The sequence below is a fragment of the Bradyrhizobium sp. S3.2.6 genome (genome assembly GCF_040546885.1).
In the GTDB taxonomy this organism is placed as follows: Bacteria; Pseudomonadota; Alphaproteobacteria; order Rhizobiales; family Xanthobacteraceae; genus Bradyrhizobium; species Bradyrhizobium cytisi.
In genome coordinates this window covers 590915-608102 of the sequence record NZ_JBEPOS010000001.1, presented here as the reverse complement: position 1 = coordinate 608102, position 17188 = coordinate 590915, and the positions used below count along the sequence as shown (strand labels likewise).

Sequence of the window (17188 nt, the reverse complement as noted above, 5' to 3'; positions counted from 1 at the left end):
ACCAGCTTGGCCGCGATCGATTTTGACGTTGAATTGAGGCGGGCCGGCGCGCATGCGACCGTCGGCTGGCGACGTGTGTTCTTTTTGGCGCAGCGGCACGTGCTGGGTGCGGCTGGCCTTATTATCATGATCGTGTTCGTGTTCACCGCGATCTTCGCGGATTTCATCGCGCGCTACGATCCCCTGACCGTCGATTCCGCCCACGCGCTGATGCGCCCGAGTCTCGTCCACTGGATGGGCACGGATTCCTTCGGCCGTGACGTGTTCAGCCGCATCATCCATGGCGCGCGGATTTCACTCGCGGTCGGGATCGGCTCGACCGCGCTCGGCGGCACGATCGGCGTGATCGTCGGTCTGACCTCCGGCTATCTCTCCGGCTGGGTCGATCTCGTGTTCCAGCGCGTCTCCGACATCTTGCAGGCGCTGCCGCTGCTGGTTCTGGCCCTGATCATGACGGCGGCACTCGGCCCATCCCTGCCGAATGTCATCCTCGCCATTGCCATTCCGCTGATCCCGACCGTCTCACGCGTCACCCGCGCCAACACGCTGGCGCTGCGCGAGCAACCGTTCGTGGAGGCAGCGAAATCGATCGGCATGAGCGAGGCGCGGATCGCGCTTCGCCACGTGCTACCGAACACGCTGGCGCCGCTGATCGTGCTCGCGACCGCCCAGCTCGGCTCAACCATTTTGACCGAAGCCTCGCTCTCCTTCCTCGGTCTCGGCATTCCCGAGCCTTATCCGTCATGGGGCCGCATGCTGTCGGAATCCGCCGCCGAATATGTCCGCACCGCGCCGTGGCTGGTGATCTTCCCGGGTATCGCGATCAGCCTCGCCGTGTTCGGCGCCAATCTGTTCGGCGACGCCCTGCGCGACATCCTCGATCCCCGGCAGCGCGGCTGATGACTGACACCTCCAATCTCGTGCTCGAGGTGAAGAACCTGAAGACGGTGTTCTTCACCAACTCCGGCCTGTTCAAGGCGGTCGACGACGTATCCTTCACCGTGAGCCGTGGCGAGACGCTCGCAATCGTAGGCGAATCCGGTTGCGGCAAGAGCGTCACCGCGCTCTCCCTGATGCGGCTGGTGCCCGATCCGCCCGGGCGCATTGTCGGCGGCAGCGTCACGCTCGAAGGCTCCGATCTGCTGGCGCTGAACGAAGCCGGGATGCGCAAGATTCGGGGCAATCGCATCTCCATGATCTTCCAGGAGCCGATGACCTCGCTCAATCCGGTGATGCGGATCGGCGATCAGATGGTCGAGGCGGTGCGGCTGCACCGGAACGTATCCTCGAAGGAGGCGCAAACCATCGCGGTCGAGATGCTGCGGCTGGTGCGCATCCCCGAGCCGGCGCGGCGCGCACGCGAATATCCGCATCAGCTCTCCGGCGGCATGCGCCAGCGCGCGATGATCGCGATGGCACTGGCGTGCCGGCCGGCGCTACTGATTGCGGACGAGCCGACCACCGCGCTCGACGTCACCATCCAGGCACAGATTCTGGCGCTGATCCTCGATCTGCAGAAGGAGCTCGGCACCGGCCTCGTGCTGATCACGCATGACCTCGGCGTCGTCGCACAGACCGCGCAGCGCGTGATCGTGATGTATGCGGGCCGCAAGGTCGAGGAAGCCAGTGTCGAGGCGCTGTTCGCCGCGCCAAAACATCCCTACACGCGCGGACTGATGGCCTCGATCCCCGCGGTGCCGGCCTCTGGTGTTGCCGCGCAGGAGCGGCTGAACGAAATTCCCGGCACCGTGCCGTCGCTGGTGCGGCTGCCGAAAGGCTGCGCTTTCGCACCGCGCTGCAAGCTTGCGGTGAAGCGCTGCGAGGCCGAATATCCACCGCTGACCGATTGGGGCGGCGGCCATCTCGCCGCGTGCTGGCGCGCAGCTGACGTAGCGGAGGTGGCATGACCGGCGCACTGCTCGAAGTCACCGACCTCAAGAAGCATTATCCGGTGCGCGCCGGCGTGTTGCGCCGGCAGGTCGGCACCGTACACTCGGTGGACGGCATCTCGTTTTCGCTTCATGCCGGTGAAACGCTGGGCCTCGTCGGCGAATCCGGCTGCGGCAAGTCGACCGTGGCGCGCAGCGTACTGCGGCTGGTCGAGCCGACCTCGGGACAAATCCGCCTCGACGGCGAGGACATCACGCATCTGTCCAAGTCGGCGCTGCGCCGGCATCGCCGTTCGATGCAGATCGTGTTCCAGGACCCCTTCGCCTCGCTCAACCCGCGCATGACCGCGGGCGATATCGTCGGCGAGCCGATCGCCGTGCATGGCCTCGCCACCGGCAAGGCGCTGGAGGCACGCGTCGAAAAGCTGTTCGAGCAGGTGGGCCTCCGGCCCGACCAGATGCGCAATTTTCCGCATCAATTCTCCGGCGGCCAGCGCCAGCGCATCTGCATCGCCCGAGCGCTTGCGCTGGAGCCGCGCCTGATAGTCTGCGACGAGCCGGTCTCCGCGCTCGATGTCTCGATCCAGGCGCAGGTGATCAATCTGCTGATCGATCTGCAGAAGCAGCACGGCTTCTCCTATCTCTTCATCGCCCACGACCTCGCCGTCGTCTCGCATATTAGCCACCGCGTCGCGGTGATGTATCTCGGCCGCATCGTCGAGATCGCCGGCAAGGACGAACTGTTCCGCAACCCGCGCCATCCCTACACGCAGGCCCTGCTCGCCTCCGTGCCGGTCGCCAATCCGCTGGCGAAGAAGCTCGCGCCGCTGGTCGACGGCGACGTGCCGAGCCCGGTCAATCCGCCGCCCGGCTGCGCGTTTCACACGCGCTGCCGGTTTGCGATGGAGCGGTGCAGAACGGAGCGGCCGGTGCTGATGGACGCAGGCGACGGGCATCAGGTCGCGTGCTTGTTGAATGAGGGAACGGGGCGAAGTGCCTAGGTCTCGTGTCCCCGCGAAAGCGGGGACCCAGGGCCACACGGGAACGCGCTGAGGTATGGGTCCCGGCTCGCGCTTCGCGCGTCCGGGACACGAGAAAGTTACACCCCGATCTCCGCCACGATCCTGCCCGTCGTGACCTGGTCGCCCTCGGCGACGTCGATCGCCGAAATTACGCCGTCGATGCCGGCCTTGTGGACATGCTCCATCTTCATCGCCTCCAGCGTCATCACCGGCTGGCCCGCAGTGACGCGGTCGCCCGGCTTGACAAAAACAGCGACGACGCGCCCGTTCATCGCGGCGCGGACTTTGCCGTCGCCGCCATTGCTTGCTGCGGCCTTCGGCGCGGCGAGGGTTAGATCGGTCACCGCGAGCGGGATGCCGCGGTGCTGGAGGTAGAGCCGATCGCGGTCGCGCAGGAATCTTGCGCTGTCCATCACGCCATCGTGGCGGAAGCGGATCGTGTCAGGACCGAGTTGCTCGATCTCGAACTTGTCCTGGCGACCGTCGGTGGCGACGGTGTAGCTGCCATCGCGCTCACGCGTGACGTCGAGCTCAAGCACGTGACCCGCGATCTCGATTTTCGCCGGGAGCGGGAACGTTGCCGACAAGCTCCGGCCGCTGCGCCACGACGGCGCGCGCGGATTTGTAACGTAGAGCAGCAGGCCCGCCAGCGTCGTATCGAATGCGGCGTCCGCGCGCGGCGCGAGCAGCTCTTCGCGATGCGTGCCAATGAATGCCGTCGTCGCCTCCCCCCTGATAAACCCAGGATGACGCAGACACGACAACAGGAACGCCTGATTGGTGGTCACACCAAGCGCCGTGAGCTGCTCCAGGCCCACGATCAGCCGCCCTCTCGCTTCCTCGCGCGTGGCGCCGTGGCTGATCACCTTGGCGATCATGGAATCGTAGAACGGCGGAATCTCCGAGCCTGATTGCAGCGCGTGCTCGACACGGATGCCATCAGGCACCTGCCAGCGCGCCATGCGGCCGGACTGCGGCATGAAATCCTGCGCGGCATCTTCCGAGCAGAGCCGCACCTCGATGGCATGACCTGCGAACTTGACGTCCTGCTGCTTCACGGTGAGCTGCTCGCCGCGCGCGACGCGCAGTTGCAGCTCGACCAGATCGAGCCCGGTGATCGCTTCGGTCACGGGATGCTCGACCTGAAGGCGCGTGTTCATCTCCATGAAATAGAATTCGCCGCGCTCGTCCAGCAGGAACTCCAGCGTGCCCGCGCCCTCGTAACGCAACGCCTTCACGGCCGCGACCGCGACCTCACCCATTCTCGCACGCAATTCCGGCGTCACAGCGGGCGATGGCGCTTCCTCGATCAGCTTCTGGTGCCGCCGCTGCACCGAGCAGTCGCGCTCCCCGAGGTGGATGGCGTTGCCGTGGCTGTCGCCGAACACCTGGATCTCGATGTGCCGGGGATTGCGGATCGCGCGCTCGATAATGACGGTGGGATCGCCGAACGCCGCCTCCGCTTCCGACCGCGCGCTACGCAGCGCATCGGCGAAGCATGCGGCGCTGGTCACGAGCCGCATGCCGCGGCCGCCACCACCGGCAACCGCCTTGATCATCACGGGGAAGCCGATCTTCCTGGCCTCCGCGAGCATGACCTCGTCGCTCTGATCGGCGCCCTGATAGCCGGGCACGATAGGAACGCCGGCCTTCTTCATGATCTCCTTGGCGCCGGCCTTATTGCCCAGGGCCGCGATCGCCTGCGGCGACGGGCCGATAAAGACGAGGCCGGCATCCTTGCAGGCCTGCGCAAACTCCTCGTTCTCGGCCAGGAAGCCGTAGCCGGGGTGCACGGCATCCGCGCCGCTCACCCTGGCCGCCGCGATGATCGCGGGAATGTTGAGATAGGATTGCGCCGGCAGGGCTTCGCCGATCCGCACCGCCTGATCGGCCTGCCGCACATGAAGCGCATCGCGATCCGCATCCGAATAGACGGCGACGACACTGAGGCCGAGCTGCCGCGCGCTGCGCATCACGCGCAGCGCGATCTCGCCGCGATTGGCGACTAGGATCTTGAAGAACGGCCGGTGCTGCACTGATCCGTTCCTCATGGGCGGGCCACCGAGAATTGCATGCGGTGGGGCGTGCGCGAATCGCCCTCGCGGCAGATCGCGAGCACTTCGGACAGCACTGCGCGGGTATCGCGCGGATCGATCACGCCGTCGTCGAGCAAGCGCGCGCTGGTCGAGAACACGTCCATCTGGCCGTCGAACACGCCGACGATCTGCGCCTTCATCGCATCGAGCCTGTCCTTCTCGACCGGCTTGCCGCGGCGCGCGGCGGCGGCTTCCGTCACGATGGCCATGGTCTCGGCGGCCTGCTCGCCGCCCATCACGGCGGTCTTGGCATTGGGCCAGGAGAAGCAGAAGCGCGGATGGAAGCCGCGGCCGCACATGCCATAATTGCCGGCGCCGAAGGACGCGCCGCAATAGATCGTGATCTGCGGCACCGTCGCCGAGGTCACCGCCTGAATCATCTTCGAGCCGTGCTTGATCATGCCGGCTTCTTCATAGGCCTTGCCTACCATGTAGCCGGTGGTGTTGTTCAGGTACAGCAGCGGCGTGCGGGTTTGGCAGCAGGCCTGGATGAAATGTGTCGCCTTGTTGGCGCCGGCCGGATCGAGCGGACCATTGTTGGTGATGATGCCGATCGCCCGGCCCTCGATGCGGGCATGGCCGCAGACGGTCGCCGGGCCGTAGTTCGGCGCCATCTCGGTGAAGTCGGAATCATCGACGATGCGCGCGATCATCTGCTTCATGTCCACGGCGCGCTTGTGGTCCATCGGCATGATGCCGAGCAGTTCGTCCTGATCGTAGCGCGGCGGCTTGAATTCTGACGGCGCCCTGCCCGGCCGCTCCCATTCCAGCGCCGCCATGATCTCGCGCGCAATCCGAAGTGCATCGCGATCGTCCTCCGCGAGATAGTCGCCGAGGCCGGAGATTTGCGTGTGCATCTCGGCGCCGCCGAGCTCTTCCTCGGTCGCGATCTCGCCGGTCGCAGCCTTCAGCAGCGGCGGCCCGGCGAGGAACGCACGGGTGCGGCCGCGCACCATGACGATATAGTCGGACAAACCGGTCTGGTAAGCGCCGCCGGCGGTGGATGAACCGTGCGTGACGGTGACAACTGGAAGGCCTGCCGCCGACAGCCGTGCGAGATTGCGAAAGATGTTGCCGCCGCGGACAAAGTCCTCGACGCGATAGCGCAGCAGGTTGGCGCCGGCGCTCTCGACGAGCTGCACGTAAGGCAGCTTGTTCTCCAGCGCGAGCTCCTGCACCCGGAGCGTCTTGTCGAGGCCGTAGGGCTGCAGCGCGCCGGCGTCGATGCCGGCGTCGTTGGCGCTGACCATGCAGCGGATGCCCGAGACGAAGCCGATGCCGGAGATGACGCCCCCGCCGGACACGCTCTTGTTCACATCCGGCACGTCGAACATGTAGCCGGCGAGCGTCGACAGCTCGATGAAGGGCGCACCGGGATCGAGCACCAGCGCGACGCGCTCGCGCGGCAGCAGCTGGCCGCGCTTGTGGAAGCGGTCCTTTGCCGCGGCGGATGCCGCGCGCGTGCGCTCCTCCAGCGCGCGCATGCGGTCGATCAGCGCGAGCATGCCGTCACGGTTGACGTGGTAGGCGGCGCTGCCGGGGGAAATGGTGTTTTCGAGAATGGACATGACAGTTTCCTGCTCGTCATTGCGAGCGAAGCGAAGCAATCCAGACTGTCACCGCGGAAGGATTCTGGATTGCTTCGCTGCGCTCGCTGTGACGGGTGAGGCGATAGCTAGCGATTCGTTCCAAAGATCTTCCGCGCCTCGGCGGGGCTTGCGAGCTCGCGGCCAGCACGGCGGGCGCAGGCGGCGATGGCCTCGATCAGCTGTCCGTTCGACGTCACCTTCTTGCCGTCGGCGAGATAGAAGGCATCCTCCAGGCCAGTGCGCAGATGTCCGCCGAGCTCGGCGCAGCGTTGGTGCAGCGGCCAGATCTCCTCGCGGCCGATCGCCGTGACCTGAAAATGCGCTTCGGGCCGCTTCAGCTTGATCAGGATCGGCAGCAGATCGGGATCCGAAGGCATCCCCGAGGCGACGCCCATCACAAAGTTATACTCGAGCGGGCCCTTGTACATGCCGACCTGATGGTACATGCCGACACAACGGACGATGCCGACGTCAAAACATTCGAACTCGGGGATGGTGCCGACCGCGTTCATGACGTCGAGATAGTCCTTCACCTTCTCGACCGCGTTGTCGAACATCATCGGCGGCCAGGCCCAGGTATTGTCGGCCTTCACCTTCAGATAATTCAGCGAGCCGGCGTTGCAGGCGGCGATTTCCGGCTTGGTCTCGCGGATACAATTCAGCGCGCCGGAGTAGTTCGGCCCCGAGACGCCCGAGGTGTGGTTGATGATGACGCCGGGACAGGCTTCTCGGATCGCCTGCTGGATCTCTTTGCTTACGCTCACTTCCCAGGACGGCAGATGCCCCTTGTCCGGCGCCTGCTGGCGCAAATGGATGTGCATGATGGACGCGCCGGCATCGAACGCAGCCTTGGCCTCGCGCGCCATCTGCTCGGGCGTCACGGGCACGTTGTGCTGCTTGGGGTCGGTGAGCACGCCGTTCAGCGCGCAGGTGATGACGGCCTTGTCGCTCATACCACTGATGTCTCGCACGTTGAGAATTCAACGTTGGCGATCATGTGATGAGCGGCATGCGGCTTCTTGCGCGGAGAAGCTAGCTAAACGCGAGCTGTCGTAGGGTGGGCAAAGGCGCCCTAGCGCCGTGCCCACCACGTTTCGAGGCTCGATGAAGATGGTGGGCACGCTTCGCTTTGCCCGCCCTACGAGAGCGTTGTCAGCTCGCCTCCGCCAGCCGCACCGTCTCGCTGCTGCGATAGATCGCGAGATCGCGCGAGCCGACGAAGATCGCGCGCGGCTTCAATCCGTAGAAGCGGCGGATCGAATGGCTGAAATGAGTGCTATCGGGATAACCGATGTCCTGTGCGAGATGAGCCAGGTTGAGATCCTGGTTGGCGAAGTGCAGCAAATGCCGCGCACGCTTCCAGGCCCGGAAGGAGCGGAACGAGATGCCGGTCTCTTCCTTGAACAGATGCAGGAAGCGCGAGGCTGAAAGACCAGCTTCGGCCGCGCAGGTATCTGCGGTGACGGGCTCGCCCGAAAAACGCTCGATGCGGGCGACGGCGCGCGTCACGCGCGGGTCGAGCACGCGCCGCGGCAGCGCCTCGCCAAAGCACATCTCGTCGAATTCAGCGGTATTGATGTCGCCATACCGGCGCTGGCGCAGCAGCGCGTAGGCAGCGAGGATCTTTCGGGCATAGACCGCGCGGTCCGGTCCCATCAGTCGCTGGGCCAAAGCCTCGATCACGCCATCCGGCATGCTTTCCGGCTCGAGCGTCACGCTGATTGCGGTGCGGTAGTCGCTGGCAATGGAATGCCGCTGGTTCGGCAGAGTGACGAACAGTTCGGCGGTTGCGAGGACGTCGTCGATGGTCAGATGCAGGCTTCCTTTCACCGCGACATAGACGTGGCAGCAGCCTGGGGTTCGCTTGCGTGGCCTGCCGAGCAAGCCCGCATAGAAGACCCGCTCCGGCGTGATCAGCATCAGATGGTCGGATTCGCGACCCTTGTCTTCCATTGCGTATCCTCCTCGCACGGCTCTTTGGCCGCTGCGGACGGCGGTCACATTAGCGGAAATTTGGGCGCTGTCACGACGCGGTAGCGCTGTCATGGAGCGCAAAAGATTGCCGTTCCGAGATGACGATCAGTCTTCCCGGAACCGCGATGAGACCCGTACTCCCAACCTGCGGAGGGCTTACGCCCTCACGCGCGGCGCCACGTTCTGCTCGGCGCCGGCCTTCTGCTCCGCAGCAACCGCGCGCTTGAAACCATCGCGCTGCTGCAGGCGTGCCCAATAGGCTGCGACATTCGGCCCGAAATCCTTGGCGAGGCCGATATTGTCCGCGAGCCTGAGCGCATAGCCGATCACGATGTCGGCGGCGGTGAAGCGGCCGGCGCACAAGGCCTCAGTATTCGCGGTCGCGGCCTCGACGGCGCGCAGCCGCCCCAGGAACCACTTGGCATAGTCGGTGGCGACCTGCGGGTTGCGGCGCTCCTCCGGCTCGAGCTGGGTGTATCGGAGCACCAGCGTTTGCGGGAAGGTTAAGGTGGCGTCGCTGAAATACATCCAGTTCAGGAAGGCGCCATAGGCGGGATCCTCGGGGCCAACCATCAGCGGCGTCGGGCCGTACTTGACGCCGAGATAGTGGCAGATGCCGGAGGACTCCGTCATCTTCGTCTCGCCGTCGACCATGAAAGGAATCGTGCCCAGCGGATTGAGCGCAAGATATTCCTTGGCGAAAACCCGCGGCGGGAACGGCAGCATCTTCAGCTCATACGGCAGCCCCATCTCCTCCAGCATCCAGAGCGGGCGGAACGAGCGCGCGGCGTCGCAGTGGTAGAGCGTGATCATCGGGAGTTTCCTTTGGTGCCGGGCAGCGGACCCATTGTCTTGCACAGAACCATCAGCATACCTCGTTAGCGCCACCGCCGATCGAGGTCAGGCGGTTGGAAATGAATTTTTGTAAGGAACGGCGGATGTCGTCGTGGTCGGCGGTAAACAGCATTTTTGTCGGCTCAACTCTCGGTATTTCTGATGTGCTCGTCATGGCCGGGCTTGTCCCGGCCATCCACGCCTTCGTCATCGGCAGCAAGAACGTGGATGCCCGGGACAAGCCCGGGCATGACGGAGGAGACGTTCATAGCCCCATCTGCCGGCTGGCCAGATCCTTCATGATCTCCTCGGTGCCGCCGCCGATGGCGTTGACCTTGACCTCGCGGTAGATTCGCTCAGCCTTGATGCCTCGCATGAAGCCGGCGCCGCCAAAAATCTGCACGGCTTCCGAGGCGCAGAATGCCATGGTCTGCGTCGCCTGGTTCTTCATCATGCAGATTTCAGCGACCGGGCTCTCGCCCTGCTCCAGCCGCCAGGCCAGCATCTCCAGCATCGCTTGCGACGCTGCAACCTTCTGCGCCATGTCGACGATCTTGTGGCGGATGACCTGGTGCTGGGCGAGCGGCTTGCCAAACGTCTTGCGCTCCTTGGCGTAGGCAATCGCTTCGTCGAGGCAGACGCGCGCAAAGGCGGTGCAGCCCGCGGCCATGCCCATGCGTTCGCTGTTGAAGTTCTGCATGATGATCTTGAAACCCTGGCCCTCCTCGCCGATCAGGTTTGCGGCCGGCACGCGGCAATCGTCGAAATGCAGCGTTGCAGTGTCGGAGGCCCACCAGCCCATCTTCTTCAGCCTGGTGCGCGACAGGCCGGGCGTATCGCCCTCGATCAGGAGCAGGCTGACGCCGCCGGCACCCTCGCCGCCGGTACGCACCGCAACGGTCAAATAATCGGCGCGCATCCCTGAGGTGATGAAGGTCTTTTCGCCGCTCACGACGTAGTGATTGCCCTCGCGCCGCGCCCTGGTGCGGAGGTTTGCGACGTCCGAACCGCCACCCGGCTCGGTGATGGCGAGCGCGGAGATCTTGTCGCCGGAGAGCACCTGAGGCAGCACGCGCGCCTTGACTTCGGGGCGCGCCGCACGCGCGATCGGCGGCGAGCCGATGGTGTGGCTCATCAGGCTGGCGCTGACGCCGCCGGCGCCGGCCCGCGCCAGCTCCTGGCTGGCCACGATCTTCATGAACTGGTCGGCGGCGATCCCGCCATATTCCTCGGGGAATCCGAGCCCCAACAGGCCGATCCCGGCCGCCTTCCGATAGAGCGCACGGGGGAATTCGCCGGCTTCGTCCCACTCATGGGCGAACGGCGCGATCTCCTTGTCGACGAAGCGGCGCATCACGTCGCGGAAAGCGTCGTGCTCGGCGGTATAGAACGGGCTCTTCATTGCATTCGCGCCTTCGACGGCTCCCTTCTCGTTTCCACCATGGCCGGAACATTGGCGGCTCACTTGCGCCGAGTGGCTGAGTGGGGTGTGGCACGTCGCAGGCCCAGGACCTAGCAACTCAACGCAAGACGGTTTTCGTCCCTCGCAGGCCAACTCCAGATCAAAAAAGACTGCTGCACAAAAACTCCGGCTGGCCTCCCAGGGCCACGCCGGCATGGTGCACAGCAATAAGAGGACAGGCGGCACAACACCGCCGAGGGAGGGATTGTTGGCCGTTCGTTACTACGACTGGATCACTCATCATGCGCGCCGCGCGCCTGGCAAGCTTGCGGCCCTCGACCTCGCGAGCGAACGCCGCTTCACGTATGCGCAGCTCGACGCCCGCGTCTCGCGCCTCGCCTCGTTCTTGCGCCACACGCTGAAGATTTCGCGCGGCGACCGCGTCGCGGTGCTGGCGCTGAACACCACCGATACGCTGGAGGTGCAGTTCGCCTGCGGACGGTTAGGTGCCGTCTTCGTGCCGCTGAACACCCGTCTCACCGTTCCCGAGCTTCAGTTCATCACCGGCGATTGTGCGCCGAAGGTGATGATCCACGACGCCGATCTGGCCGAGACGGCGCTCGCAGTCGCAAAACTCTGCAACGTCACCACTAGCCTGCTGCTCGGCCCCGGCGGCGCCTACGAGGCCGGCATCGCTGCGGCCAAGCCGCTGGAGCGAGCCGAAGACATCACGCTCGATGACGTCTCGACCATCATGTACACCTCGGGCACCACGGGATACCCGAAGGGCGCGACCATCACGCATGGCATGACGTTCTGGAATTGCGTCAATCTCGGCGGTCCCGCCTGCATCGGACCCTCCTCGGTGCTGCTCACCGTGCTGCCGCTGTTCCACACCGGCGGGCTCAACTGCTACACCAATCCCGTGCTGCATGCCGGCGGCACCGTGATGATCATGCGCGCGTTCGATCCCGGTGCCGCGCTCGGCCTGATCAGCGATCCCGTGCAGGGCATCAACGTGTTCTTCGGCGTGCCCGCGATCTATCAGTTCATGGCGCAGCAGCCGGCCTTCGCGACAACTGACCTTTCCCGATTGATCGTCTGCGGCGTCGGCGGCGCTCCGATGCCGGTGCCGCTGCTAAAGGTGTGGGAGGCACGCGGCGTCGCGCTCCAGCAGGGCTACGGCATGACCGAGACGTCGCCAGCCGTGCTGGTGCTCGATCGCGAGGACGCGGCACGCAAGGCCGGCTCCGCCGGCAAGCCGGTGCTGCACACCGAGGTCCGCATCGTCCGCCCCGACGGCAGCGATGCCGATGTCGGCGAGCTCGGTGAGCTCTGGGTCAAGGGACCGAACATCACGCCGGGCTACTGGAACAGGCCGGAGGCGAACAAGACGTCCTTCACCGACGGCTGGCTGCACACGGGCGATGCGACGCGCGTCGACGAGGAAGGCTTCTATTATATCGTCGACCGCTGGAAGGACATGTACATATCCGGCGGCGAGAACGTCTATCCGGCCGAGGTCGAGAACGTCCTGCACCAGCTCACCGCGATCGCCGAAGCGGCCGTGATCGGCATTCCCGATCCGCAATGGGGCGAGATCGGCCTCGCCATCGTTGCGGTCAAGCAAGGCCAGCGACTGACCGAGGCCGATGTCTTTGCGCATTGCGCGGCCAATCTCGCGCGCTTCAAATGTCCGCGCCAGGTTCGCTTCGTCGATGCGCTGCCGCGCAACGCCACCGGCAAGATCCACAAGCCGACCTTGCGCAAGCAATTCCCGGCCGCCTCCGAGATCGACAAGAAGGTCGCCAATGCCTGATCAAAGCGCCCCTCTCGCGGGCGCTTCTTGTTTTCGACGTGCCTGCTCCAACCCAGAAGAATCGCAAGGAATTTTCATGAACAAGAAACTCTCCCTGCTTGCCGCAGCAACCGCGTTGACGCTGGTCACGATCCAGGACGCTTCCGCCCAGAAGGCGTACGACACCGGAGTCACCGACACCGAGATCAAGATCGGCAATGTCGAGGCCTATTCGGGACCTGCTTCCGCCTACGGCGTCATCGGCAAGACCGAGGAAGCCTATTTCAAGATGATCAACGACCAGGGCGGCATCAACGGCCGCAAGATCAGCTGGATCTCCTATGACGACGGCTACTCGCCGCCGAAGACGGTGGAGCAGATCCGCAAGCTGATCGAGAGCGACGAGGTCTTCCTGGTGTTCAACGCGCTCGGCACGCCGACCCAGACCGCCGTGCAGAAATATCACAACTCCAAGAAGGTGCCGCAGCTCTTCCTCGCCACCGGCGCCAGCAAGTGGAACGATCCACACAACTTCCCCTGGACGATGGGCTTCCAGCCGAGCTACCGGGTCGAGGCGCGGATCTTCGCAAAATACATTCTGAAGGAGAAGCCGGACGCGAAGGTCGCGATCTTCTATGCCAACGACGATTTCGGCAAGGACTACCTTGCCGGCATCAAGGACGTGTTCGGCGACAAGGCTTCGAAGCTGATCGTGGCGGAAGAAAGTTACGAGACGTCCGAGCCGTCGATCGACGCTCATATCGTCAAGCTCAAGGACACCGGCGCCGATGTCTTCGTGAACATTTCGACCCCGAAATTCGCGGCGCAGGCGATCAAGAAGATCGCCGAGCTCGGCTGGAAGCCGATGCATCTGATGACCGACGTCTCGGTGTCGATCGGCGCGGTGATGAAGCCGGCCGGCCTCGAGGCCTCCGAAGGCGTGCTCTCGGCCGGCTACCTCAAGGACGCGTCGGATCCGCAGTGGAAGGATGATGCCGGCATGAAAAAGTTCATGGCTTTCATCGAGAAGTACGTGCCCGGCGCGAACATCTCGGACGCCAATCTGGTTTACGCCTATGCCGCGGCCCAGACCATGGTGCAGGTACTGAAGCAGGCGGGCGACAATCTCACCCGCGAGAACGTGATGAGGCAGGCCGCCAGCCTGAAGGACTTCACCCCCGACACGCTGATCCCGGGGATCACGATCAACACCTCGGCCACCGACTTCGCGCCGATCGAGCAGCTCAAGATGTGGCGTTTCAAGAGCGGCCAGTGGGAGCTGTTCGGCCCCATCATCAGTGCCGAGCCGAGCGGCTAGGGAGCGTAACTACCCCGGCAGGAACAGAGCAAACGGCTCTTCCACCGTGCGACGCAGGTGACTGCGATACAATGCATGGTTGGGGTTATCCGGTGCGATCCGCCCCAGCGTCGGCTCTCGGACGTTCTTCAGCGGAACATAGGCGATGGGCGCAGCGATCGGCGTCAATTGCGAGCCGGGGCCGGCGCGCAGCGACGAGATGATGCCATACATCTCGCCGTTCACCGTCGGGCGCGATACCGTGATCACCCGATGCTGGCCATGCTTGTTGATGACGAGGTAGATGAACCCCGACTGATGCGGCACCGCGACTTCGCCGGTGTGCTCATAGGCGGCATCGGTCCGCTCGCCCTCGCGGAAGACCAGCGAGGAGACTCTGGGCTCCCAGACGATCTCGGTGCGATAGGCGAAGATCGCGTCCTTGTCGCCAAAGGACGGCCGCAGCGTGATGTAGACGTCCTCGATCCAGGTCACCGCGCGATGCGAATAGGAGCCGAGACTGTCGGGCGCGACATCGTTGCCGGCCGGGGGCGACGGCGCAACCGTGCTGCTCTTGCGCAAGGACACGCCCAGCGCCTGCTCGAGCCGGACCGTGGTTGCCAGCGTGAACGGGCGGCGGCCGCCGAGCGCCTTCTCCAACGTCGACAGGCTGAGCTTGGCTTGCTCGGCCAGCGCCTGCCGCGAAATCCTGCGCCTCGCGATCTCCTCGCGGATCGTCTCCGCGACCTCGCGGCTCTGCTCGTCCGAAAGCTGCCCGTCGTTGAGTTTATCCGGCGTCTGCATCGTTAGCCCTGCTTCCCACGGGCATCATTCTAGCAGGGCGGACAAGTCAGCACAAAACCGGACATCGCCGCCAAAGCGGCGGCCTGCCCGGGCCAGCCGCGGCAGAACAATGCCGATCATTCTGCTCGCGAAATCGCCCCCTCCCGGCCGATGCTCGGCGTCGTCAACCACCTTTCGGGAGCAGGCCAAATGGACAATTGCGATACGGTCGACAGCAACGGGCACCCCTGGCTCGGCAGGCTGGTCAAGGTCGGACTGTTCCTCCTGGCGCAGGGCATTGCCGTGCTCCTGGTCAGCTTCGTGGCCCTGCTGGTGAGCTTCGCACCTGGCTGGTCGGCGACGATCGAGCAGGCAAGCCTGCTCCAGCCCGGCGATGCCAAGTCCGGCAGCCTCCTCCTGAAGGAGGACGGCGCTTACACCGAAGCCATTCGCCTCGGGATCGACGTCGACATCACGGTATCAGGCCCGACGCTGCGCACGCGCGTCACGCAGATCTTCCGCAACCCGACCAAGGACTGGGTCGAGGCGACCTATGTCTATCCGCTGGCCACCGACGGCGCCGTCGACACGCTCAAGATGGTGGTCGGCGACCGCGTCATCGTCGGCGACATCAGGGAGCGTCAGCAGGCACGCGCAATCTACGAGCAGGCGCGCCGCAACGGACAGAAGGCTGCGCTCACCGAGCAGGCGCGGCCCAACATCTTCACCAACTCGGTCGCCAATATCGGTCCCGGCGAAACCGTGCTGGTGCAGATCGAATATCAGGAGCCGGTGCATCAATCCGGCAACGAATATTCGCTGCGCGTGCCGCTCGTAGTCGGACCGCGCTACAATCCAGCGCCGATCGTGCAGAGCGTCGACTTTCGCAAGGACGGCTCCGGCTGGGGCGCGACCAGTTCAGACCCGGTGCCCGACCGTGACCGCATCTCGCCGCCGGTTCTCGATCCCGCCAACACTTCTCCGAACAGCGCGCCGATCAATCCAACCAGCATCACGGTGCACCTCAAGGCTGGCTTTGCGCTTGGCGAAGTCAAGAGCCACCATCACAACGTCAAGATCGAGAGCCCGGACAACACGACGCGCGTCGTGACGCTTGCCGACGGCACCGTGCCGGCCGACCGCGACTTCGAGCTGACCTGGAAGCCTGTGGCAGAAAAGGCACCGTCGGTCGGGCTGTTCCGCGAACATGTCGGCGATGCCGACTATCTGCTCGCCTTCGTTACGCCGCCGTCCGCCGAGCAAACAACGCAGAAGCCGCTGCCGCGCGAGGTGGTGTTCGTGATCGACAATTCCGGCTCGATGGGCGGCACCTCGATCGAGCAGGCCAAGGCGAGCCTTCTTTATGCCCTCGGCCGCCTCCAGCCGAACGACCGCTTCAACGTGATCCGCTTCGACGACACCATGGACGTGCTGTTCCCGAGCTCGGTGCCAGCCGATACCGCGCATGTCAGCGAAGCGACGTCATTCGTCGGTGCATTGCAGGCGCGCGGCGGCACCGAGATGGTGCCGGCGATGCGTGCGGCACTGACCGACAAGATCGGCGATACCAACATGGTCCGTCAAATCGTGTTCCTGACCGACGGCGCGATCGGCAATGAACAGCAATTATTCGAGACGATCACTGCGATGCGCGGCCGCTCGCGCATCTTCATGGTCGGTATCGGCTCCGCGCCCAACACCTATCTGATGACGCGGGCTTCCGAGCTCGGCCGCGGCGCCTTCACCCATATCGGCTCGGTCGAGCAGGTCGAGGAGCGCATGCGCGGCCTGTTCGCCAAATTGGAGAACCCTGCCGTGACCGGCCTCACCGCTAAATTCTCGGAGGCCAAAGCCGACGTCACGCCCGCAATCATTCCTGACATCTATCGCGACGAGCCGCTGGTGCTCGCAGCAAAGCTCGACAAGCTTGCAGGCTCGCTGGAGATCAAGGGTCGCGTCGGAGACCGGCCGTGGTCGGTGACGCTGCCTCTGCAAAACGCCGCCGAGGGTAAGGGCCTGTCGAAACTCTGGGCCAAGCGCAAGATCGGCGATGCCGAGGTGGCGCGGACACTCCGCGAGATGACGCCGGAGGACACGGACAAGACGATCCTTGCGCTGGCGCTCGACCATCAGATCGTCACGCGCCTGACCAGTCTCGTCGCGGTCGACAAGACACCGAGTCGTCCCGAAGGCCAGCCGCTCAAGCTCAGTGAGCTTCCGATCAACCTGCCGGCCGGCTGGGATTTCGCGAAAATGTTTGGCGAACGGCCGCAGCTGACGCCGACACAGTTGCGCGAGCGCCGCGCCGATGCAGGCCAGCCTGCGGCAAGGCGTCCGGCTCCTGTCGCACCCGATGCGATCCGCCTGCCCAAGACCGCGACTGCGGCCGCGCTGAAGATGATCGCAGGCCTGATCATGATCGTTCTCGCCATGATCCTGTTCGTGTTCAACCGGCGTCAGCACTTGCTCACTGACGCCGCTTGAGAGAGGAACGCCCCAACTCC

The 17188-nt window shown here is 64.8% G+C and carries 14 protein-coding genes; 6 read left to right on the top strand and 8 right to left on the bottom strand.

Translation table 11 applies throughout. The annotated features are described in order from the left end of the window. The first annotated feature begins 6 nt into the window (after nt 1-6). The 3 genes from ABID58_RS02825 to ABID58_RS02815 are packed head-to-tail and all read left to right on the top strand — an operon-like array spanning nt 7 to nt 2890. Nucleotides 7-900, top strand: a complete 894-nt coding sequence (locus tag ABID58_RS02825) for an ABC transporter permease (RefSeq protein WP_354031448.1) — start codon at nt 7-9, stop codon at nt 898-900. Beyond that, a complete protein-coding gene (locus ABID58_RS02820) occupies nt 900-1907 on the top strand; it encodes an ABC transporter ATP-binding protein (RefSeq protein WP_354031447.1) in 1008 nt (335 codons plus the stop codon). The genes ABID58_RS02825 and ABID58_RS02820 overlap by 1 nt, the downstream gene beginning before the upstream one ends. Next, nucleotides 1904-2890 (top strand): ABC transporter ATP-binding protein, encoded by a 987-nt coding sequence (locus tag ABID58_RS02815; RefSeq protein ID WP_354031446.1) that lies wholly within the window; start codon nt 1904-1906, stop codon nt 2888-2890. The genes ABID58_RS02820 and ABID58_RS02815 overlap by 4 nt, the downstream gene beginning before the upstream one ends. Nucleotides 2891-2988: 98 nt before the next feature. Here ABID58_RS02815 and ABID58_RS02810 read toward each other — a convergent pair whose 3' ends face one another. The 7 genes from ABID58_RS02810 to ABID58_RS02780 all read right to left on the bottom strand — a co-directional run bounded on the left by ABID58_RS02810 (nt 2989) and on the right by ABID58_RS02780 (nt 10806). Next, on the bottom strand, nt 2989-4962 hold the full coding sequence (locus ABID58_RS02810; protein ID WP_354031445.1) for an acetyl-CoA carboxylase biotin carboxylase subunit: 1974 nt from the start codon (nt 4960-4962) through the stop codon (nt 2989-2991). Continuing rightward, nucleotides 4959-6575, bottom strand: a complete 1617-nt coding sequence (locus ABID58_RS02805; RefSeq protein ID WP_354031444.1) for an acyl-CoA carboxylase subunit beta — start codon at nt 6573-6575, stop codon at nt 4959-4961. Before ABID58_RS02805 ends, ABID58_RS02810 begins: the two co-directional genes overlap by 4 nt. Before the next feature lie 107 nt (nt 6576-6682). Next, on the bottom strand, nt 6683-7549 hold the full coding sequence (locus ABID58_RS02800) for a beta-keto acid cleavage family enzyme (protein ID WP_354031443.1): 867 nt from the start codon (nt 7547-7549) through the stop codon (nt 6683-6685). A gap of 199 nt (nt 7550-7748) precedes the next feature. Further along, nucleotides 7749-8549: a helix-turn-helix domain-containing protein gene (locus tag ABID58_RS02795; RefSeq protein WP_354031442.1), complete on the bottom strand. Its 801-nt coding sequence runs from the start codon at nt 8547-8549 to the stop codon at nt 7749-7751. 177 nt (nt 8550-8726) lie between these two features. Continuing rightward, nucleotides 8727-9383: a glutathione S-transferase family protein gene (locus tag ABID58_RS02790; RefSeq protein ID WP_354031441.1), complete on the bottom strand. Its 657-nt coding sequence runs from the start codon at nt 9381-9383 to the stop codon at nt 8727-8729. A 52-nt stretch (nt 9384-9435) separates the two neighbouring features. Then, nucleotides 9436-9600 (bottom strand): hypothetical protein, encoded by a 165-nt coding sequence (locus tag ABID58_RS02785; protein ID WP_354031440.1) that lies wholly within the window; start codon nt 9598-9600, stop codon nt 9436-9438. Nucleotides 9601-9669: 69 nt separating this feature from the next. Further along, nucleotides 9670-10806: an acyl-CoA dehydrogenase family protein gene (locus tag ABID58_RS02780; protein ID WP_354031439.1), complete on the bottom strand. Its 1137-nt coding sequence runs from the start codon at nt 10804-10806 to the stop codon at nt 9670-9672. Nucleotides 10807-11074: 268 nt separating this feature from the next. On the opposite strand from ABID58_RS02780, the gene ABID58_RS02775 reads away from it, so the two are divergent. Next, nucleotides 11075-12625, top strand: coding sequence for an acyl-CoA synthetase (locus tag ABID58_RS02775; protein ID WP_354031438.1), 1551 nt, complete (start codon nt 11075-11077; stop codon nt 12623-12625). 76 nt (nt 12626-12701) lie between these two features. Continuing rightward, on the top strand, nt 12702-13922 hold the full coding sequence (locus ABID58_RS02770; RefSeq protein WP_354031437.1) for an ABC transporter substrate-binding protein: 1221 nt from the start codon (nt 12702-12704) through the stop codon (nt 13920-13922). Between the two features lie 9 nt (nt 13923-13931). Here the strand turns inward: ABID58_RS02770 and ABID58_RS02765 are convergent, their stop codons facing one another. Next, nucleotides 13932-14705 (bottom strand): helix-turn-helix domain-containing protein, encoded by a 774-nt coding sequence (locus ABID58_RS02765; RefSeq protein WP_354031436.1) that lies wholly within the window; start codon nt 14703-14705, stop codon nt 13932-13934. Between the two features lie 189 nt (nt 14706-14894). Here ABID58_RS02765 and ABID58_RS02760 point away from each other — a divergent pair, with 189 nt between their 5' ends. Next, nucleotides 14895-17168 carry a marine proteobacterial sortase target protein gene (locus tag ABID58_RS02760; protein WP_354031435.1) on the top strand — a complete coding sequence of 758 codons (2274 nt, stop codon included), beginning with the start codon at nt 14895-14897 and terminating at the stop codon, nt 17166-17168. Nucleotides 17169-17188: the final 20 nt, after the last annotated feature.

Coding starts and splice junctions, on each gene's coding strand:
- ABID58_RS02820 (WP_354031447.1), top strand. CDS start 900: ATGACTGACACCTCCAATCTCGTGCTCGAGGTGAAGAACCTGAAGACG.
- ABID58_RS02815 (WP_354031446.1), top strand. CDS start 1,904: ATGACCGGCGCACTGCTCGAAGTCACCGACCTCAAGAAGCATTATCCG.
- ABID58_RS02810 (WP_354031445.1), bottom strand. CDS start 4,962: ATGAGGAACGGATCAGTGCAGCACCGGCCGTTCTTCAAGATCCTAGTC.
- ABID58_RS02805 (WP_354031444.1), bottom strand. CDS start 6,575: ATGTCCATTCTCGAAAACACCATTTCCCCCGGCAGCGCCGCCTACCAC.
- ABID58_RS02800 (WP_354031443.1), bottom strand. CDS start 7,549: ATGAGCGACAAGGCCGTCATCACCTGCGCGCTGAACGGCGTGCTCACC.
- ABID58_RS02795 (WP_354031442.1), bottom strand. CDS start 8,549: ATGGAAGACAAGGGTCGCGAATCCGACCATCTGATGCTGATCACGCCG.
- ABID58_RS02790 (WP_354031441.1), bottom strand. CDS start 9,383: ATGATCACGCTCTACCACTGCGACGCCGCGCGCTCGTTCCGCCCGCTC.
- ABID58_RS02785 (WP_354031440.1), bottom strand. CDS start 9,600: ATGGCCGGGACAAGCCCGGCCATGACGAGCACATCAGAAATACCGAGA.
- ABID58_RS02780 (WP_354031439.1), bottom strand. CDS start 10,806: ATGAAGAGCCCGTTCTATACCGCCGAGCACGACGCTTTCCGCGACGTG.
- ABID58_RS02770 (WP_354031437.1), top strand. CDS start 12,702: ATGAACAAGAAACTCTCCCTGCTTGCCGCAGCAACCGCGTTGACGCTG.
- ABID58_RS02765 (WP_354031436.1), bottom strand. CDS start 14,705: ATGCAGACGCCGGATAAACTCAACGACGGGCAGCTTTCGGACGAGCAG.
- ABID58_RS02760 (WP_354031435.1), top strand. CDS start 14,895: ATGGACAATTGCGATACGGTCGACAGCAACGGGCACCCCTGGCTCGGC.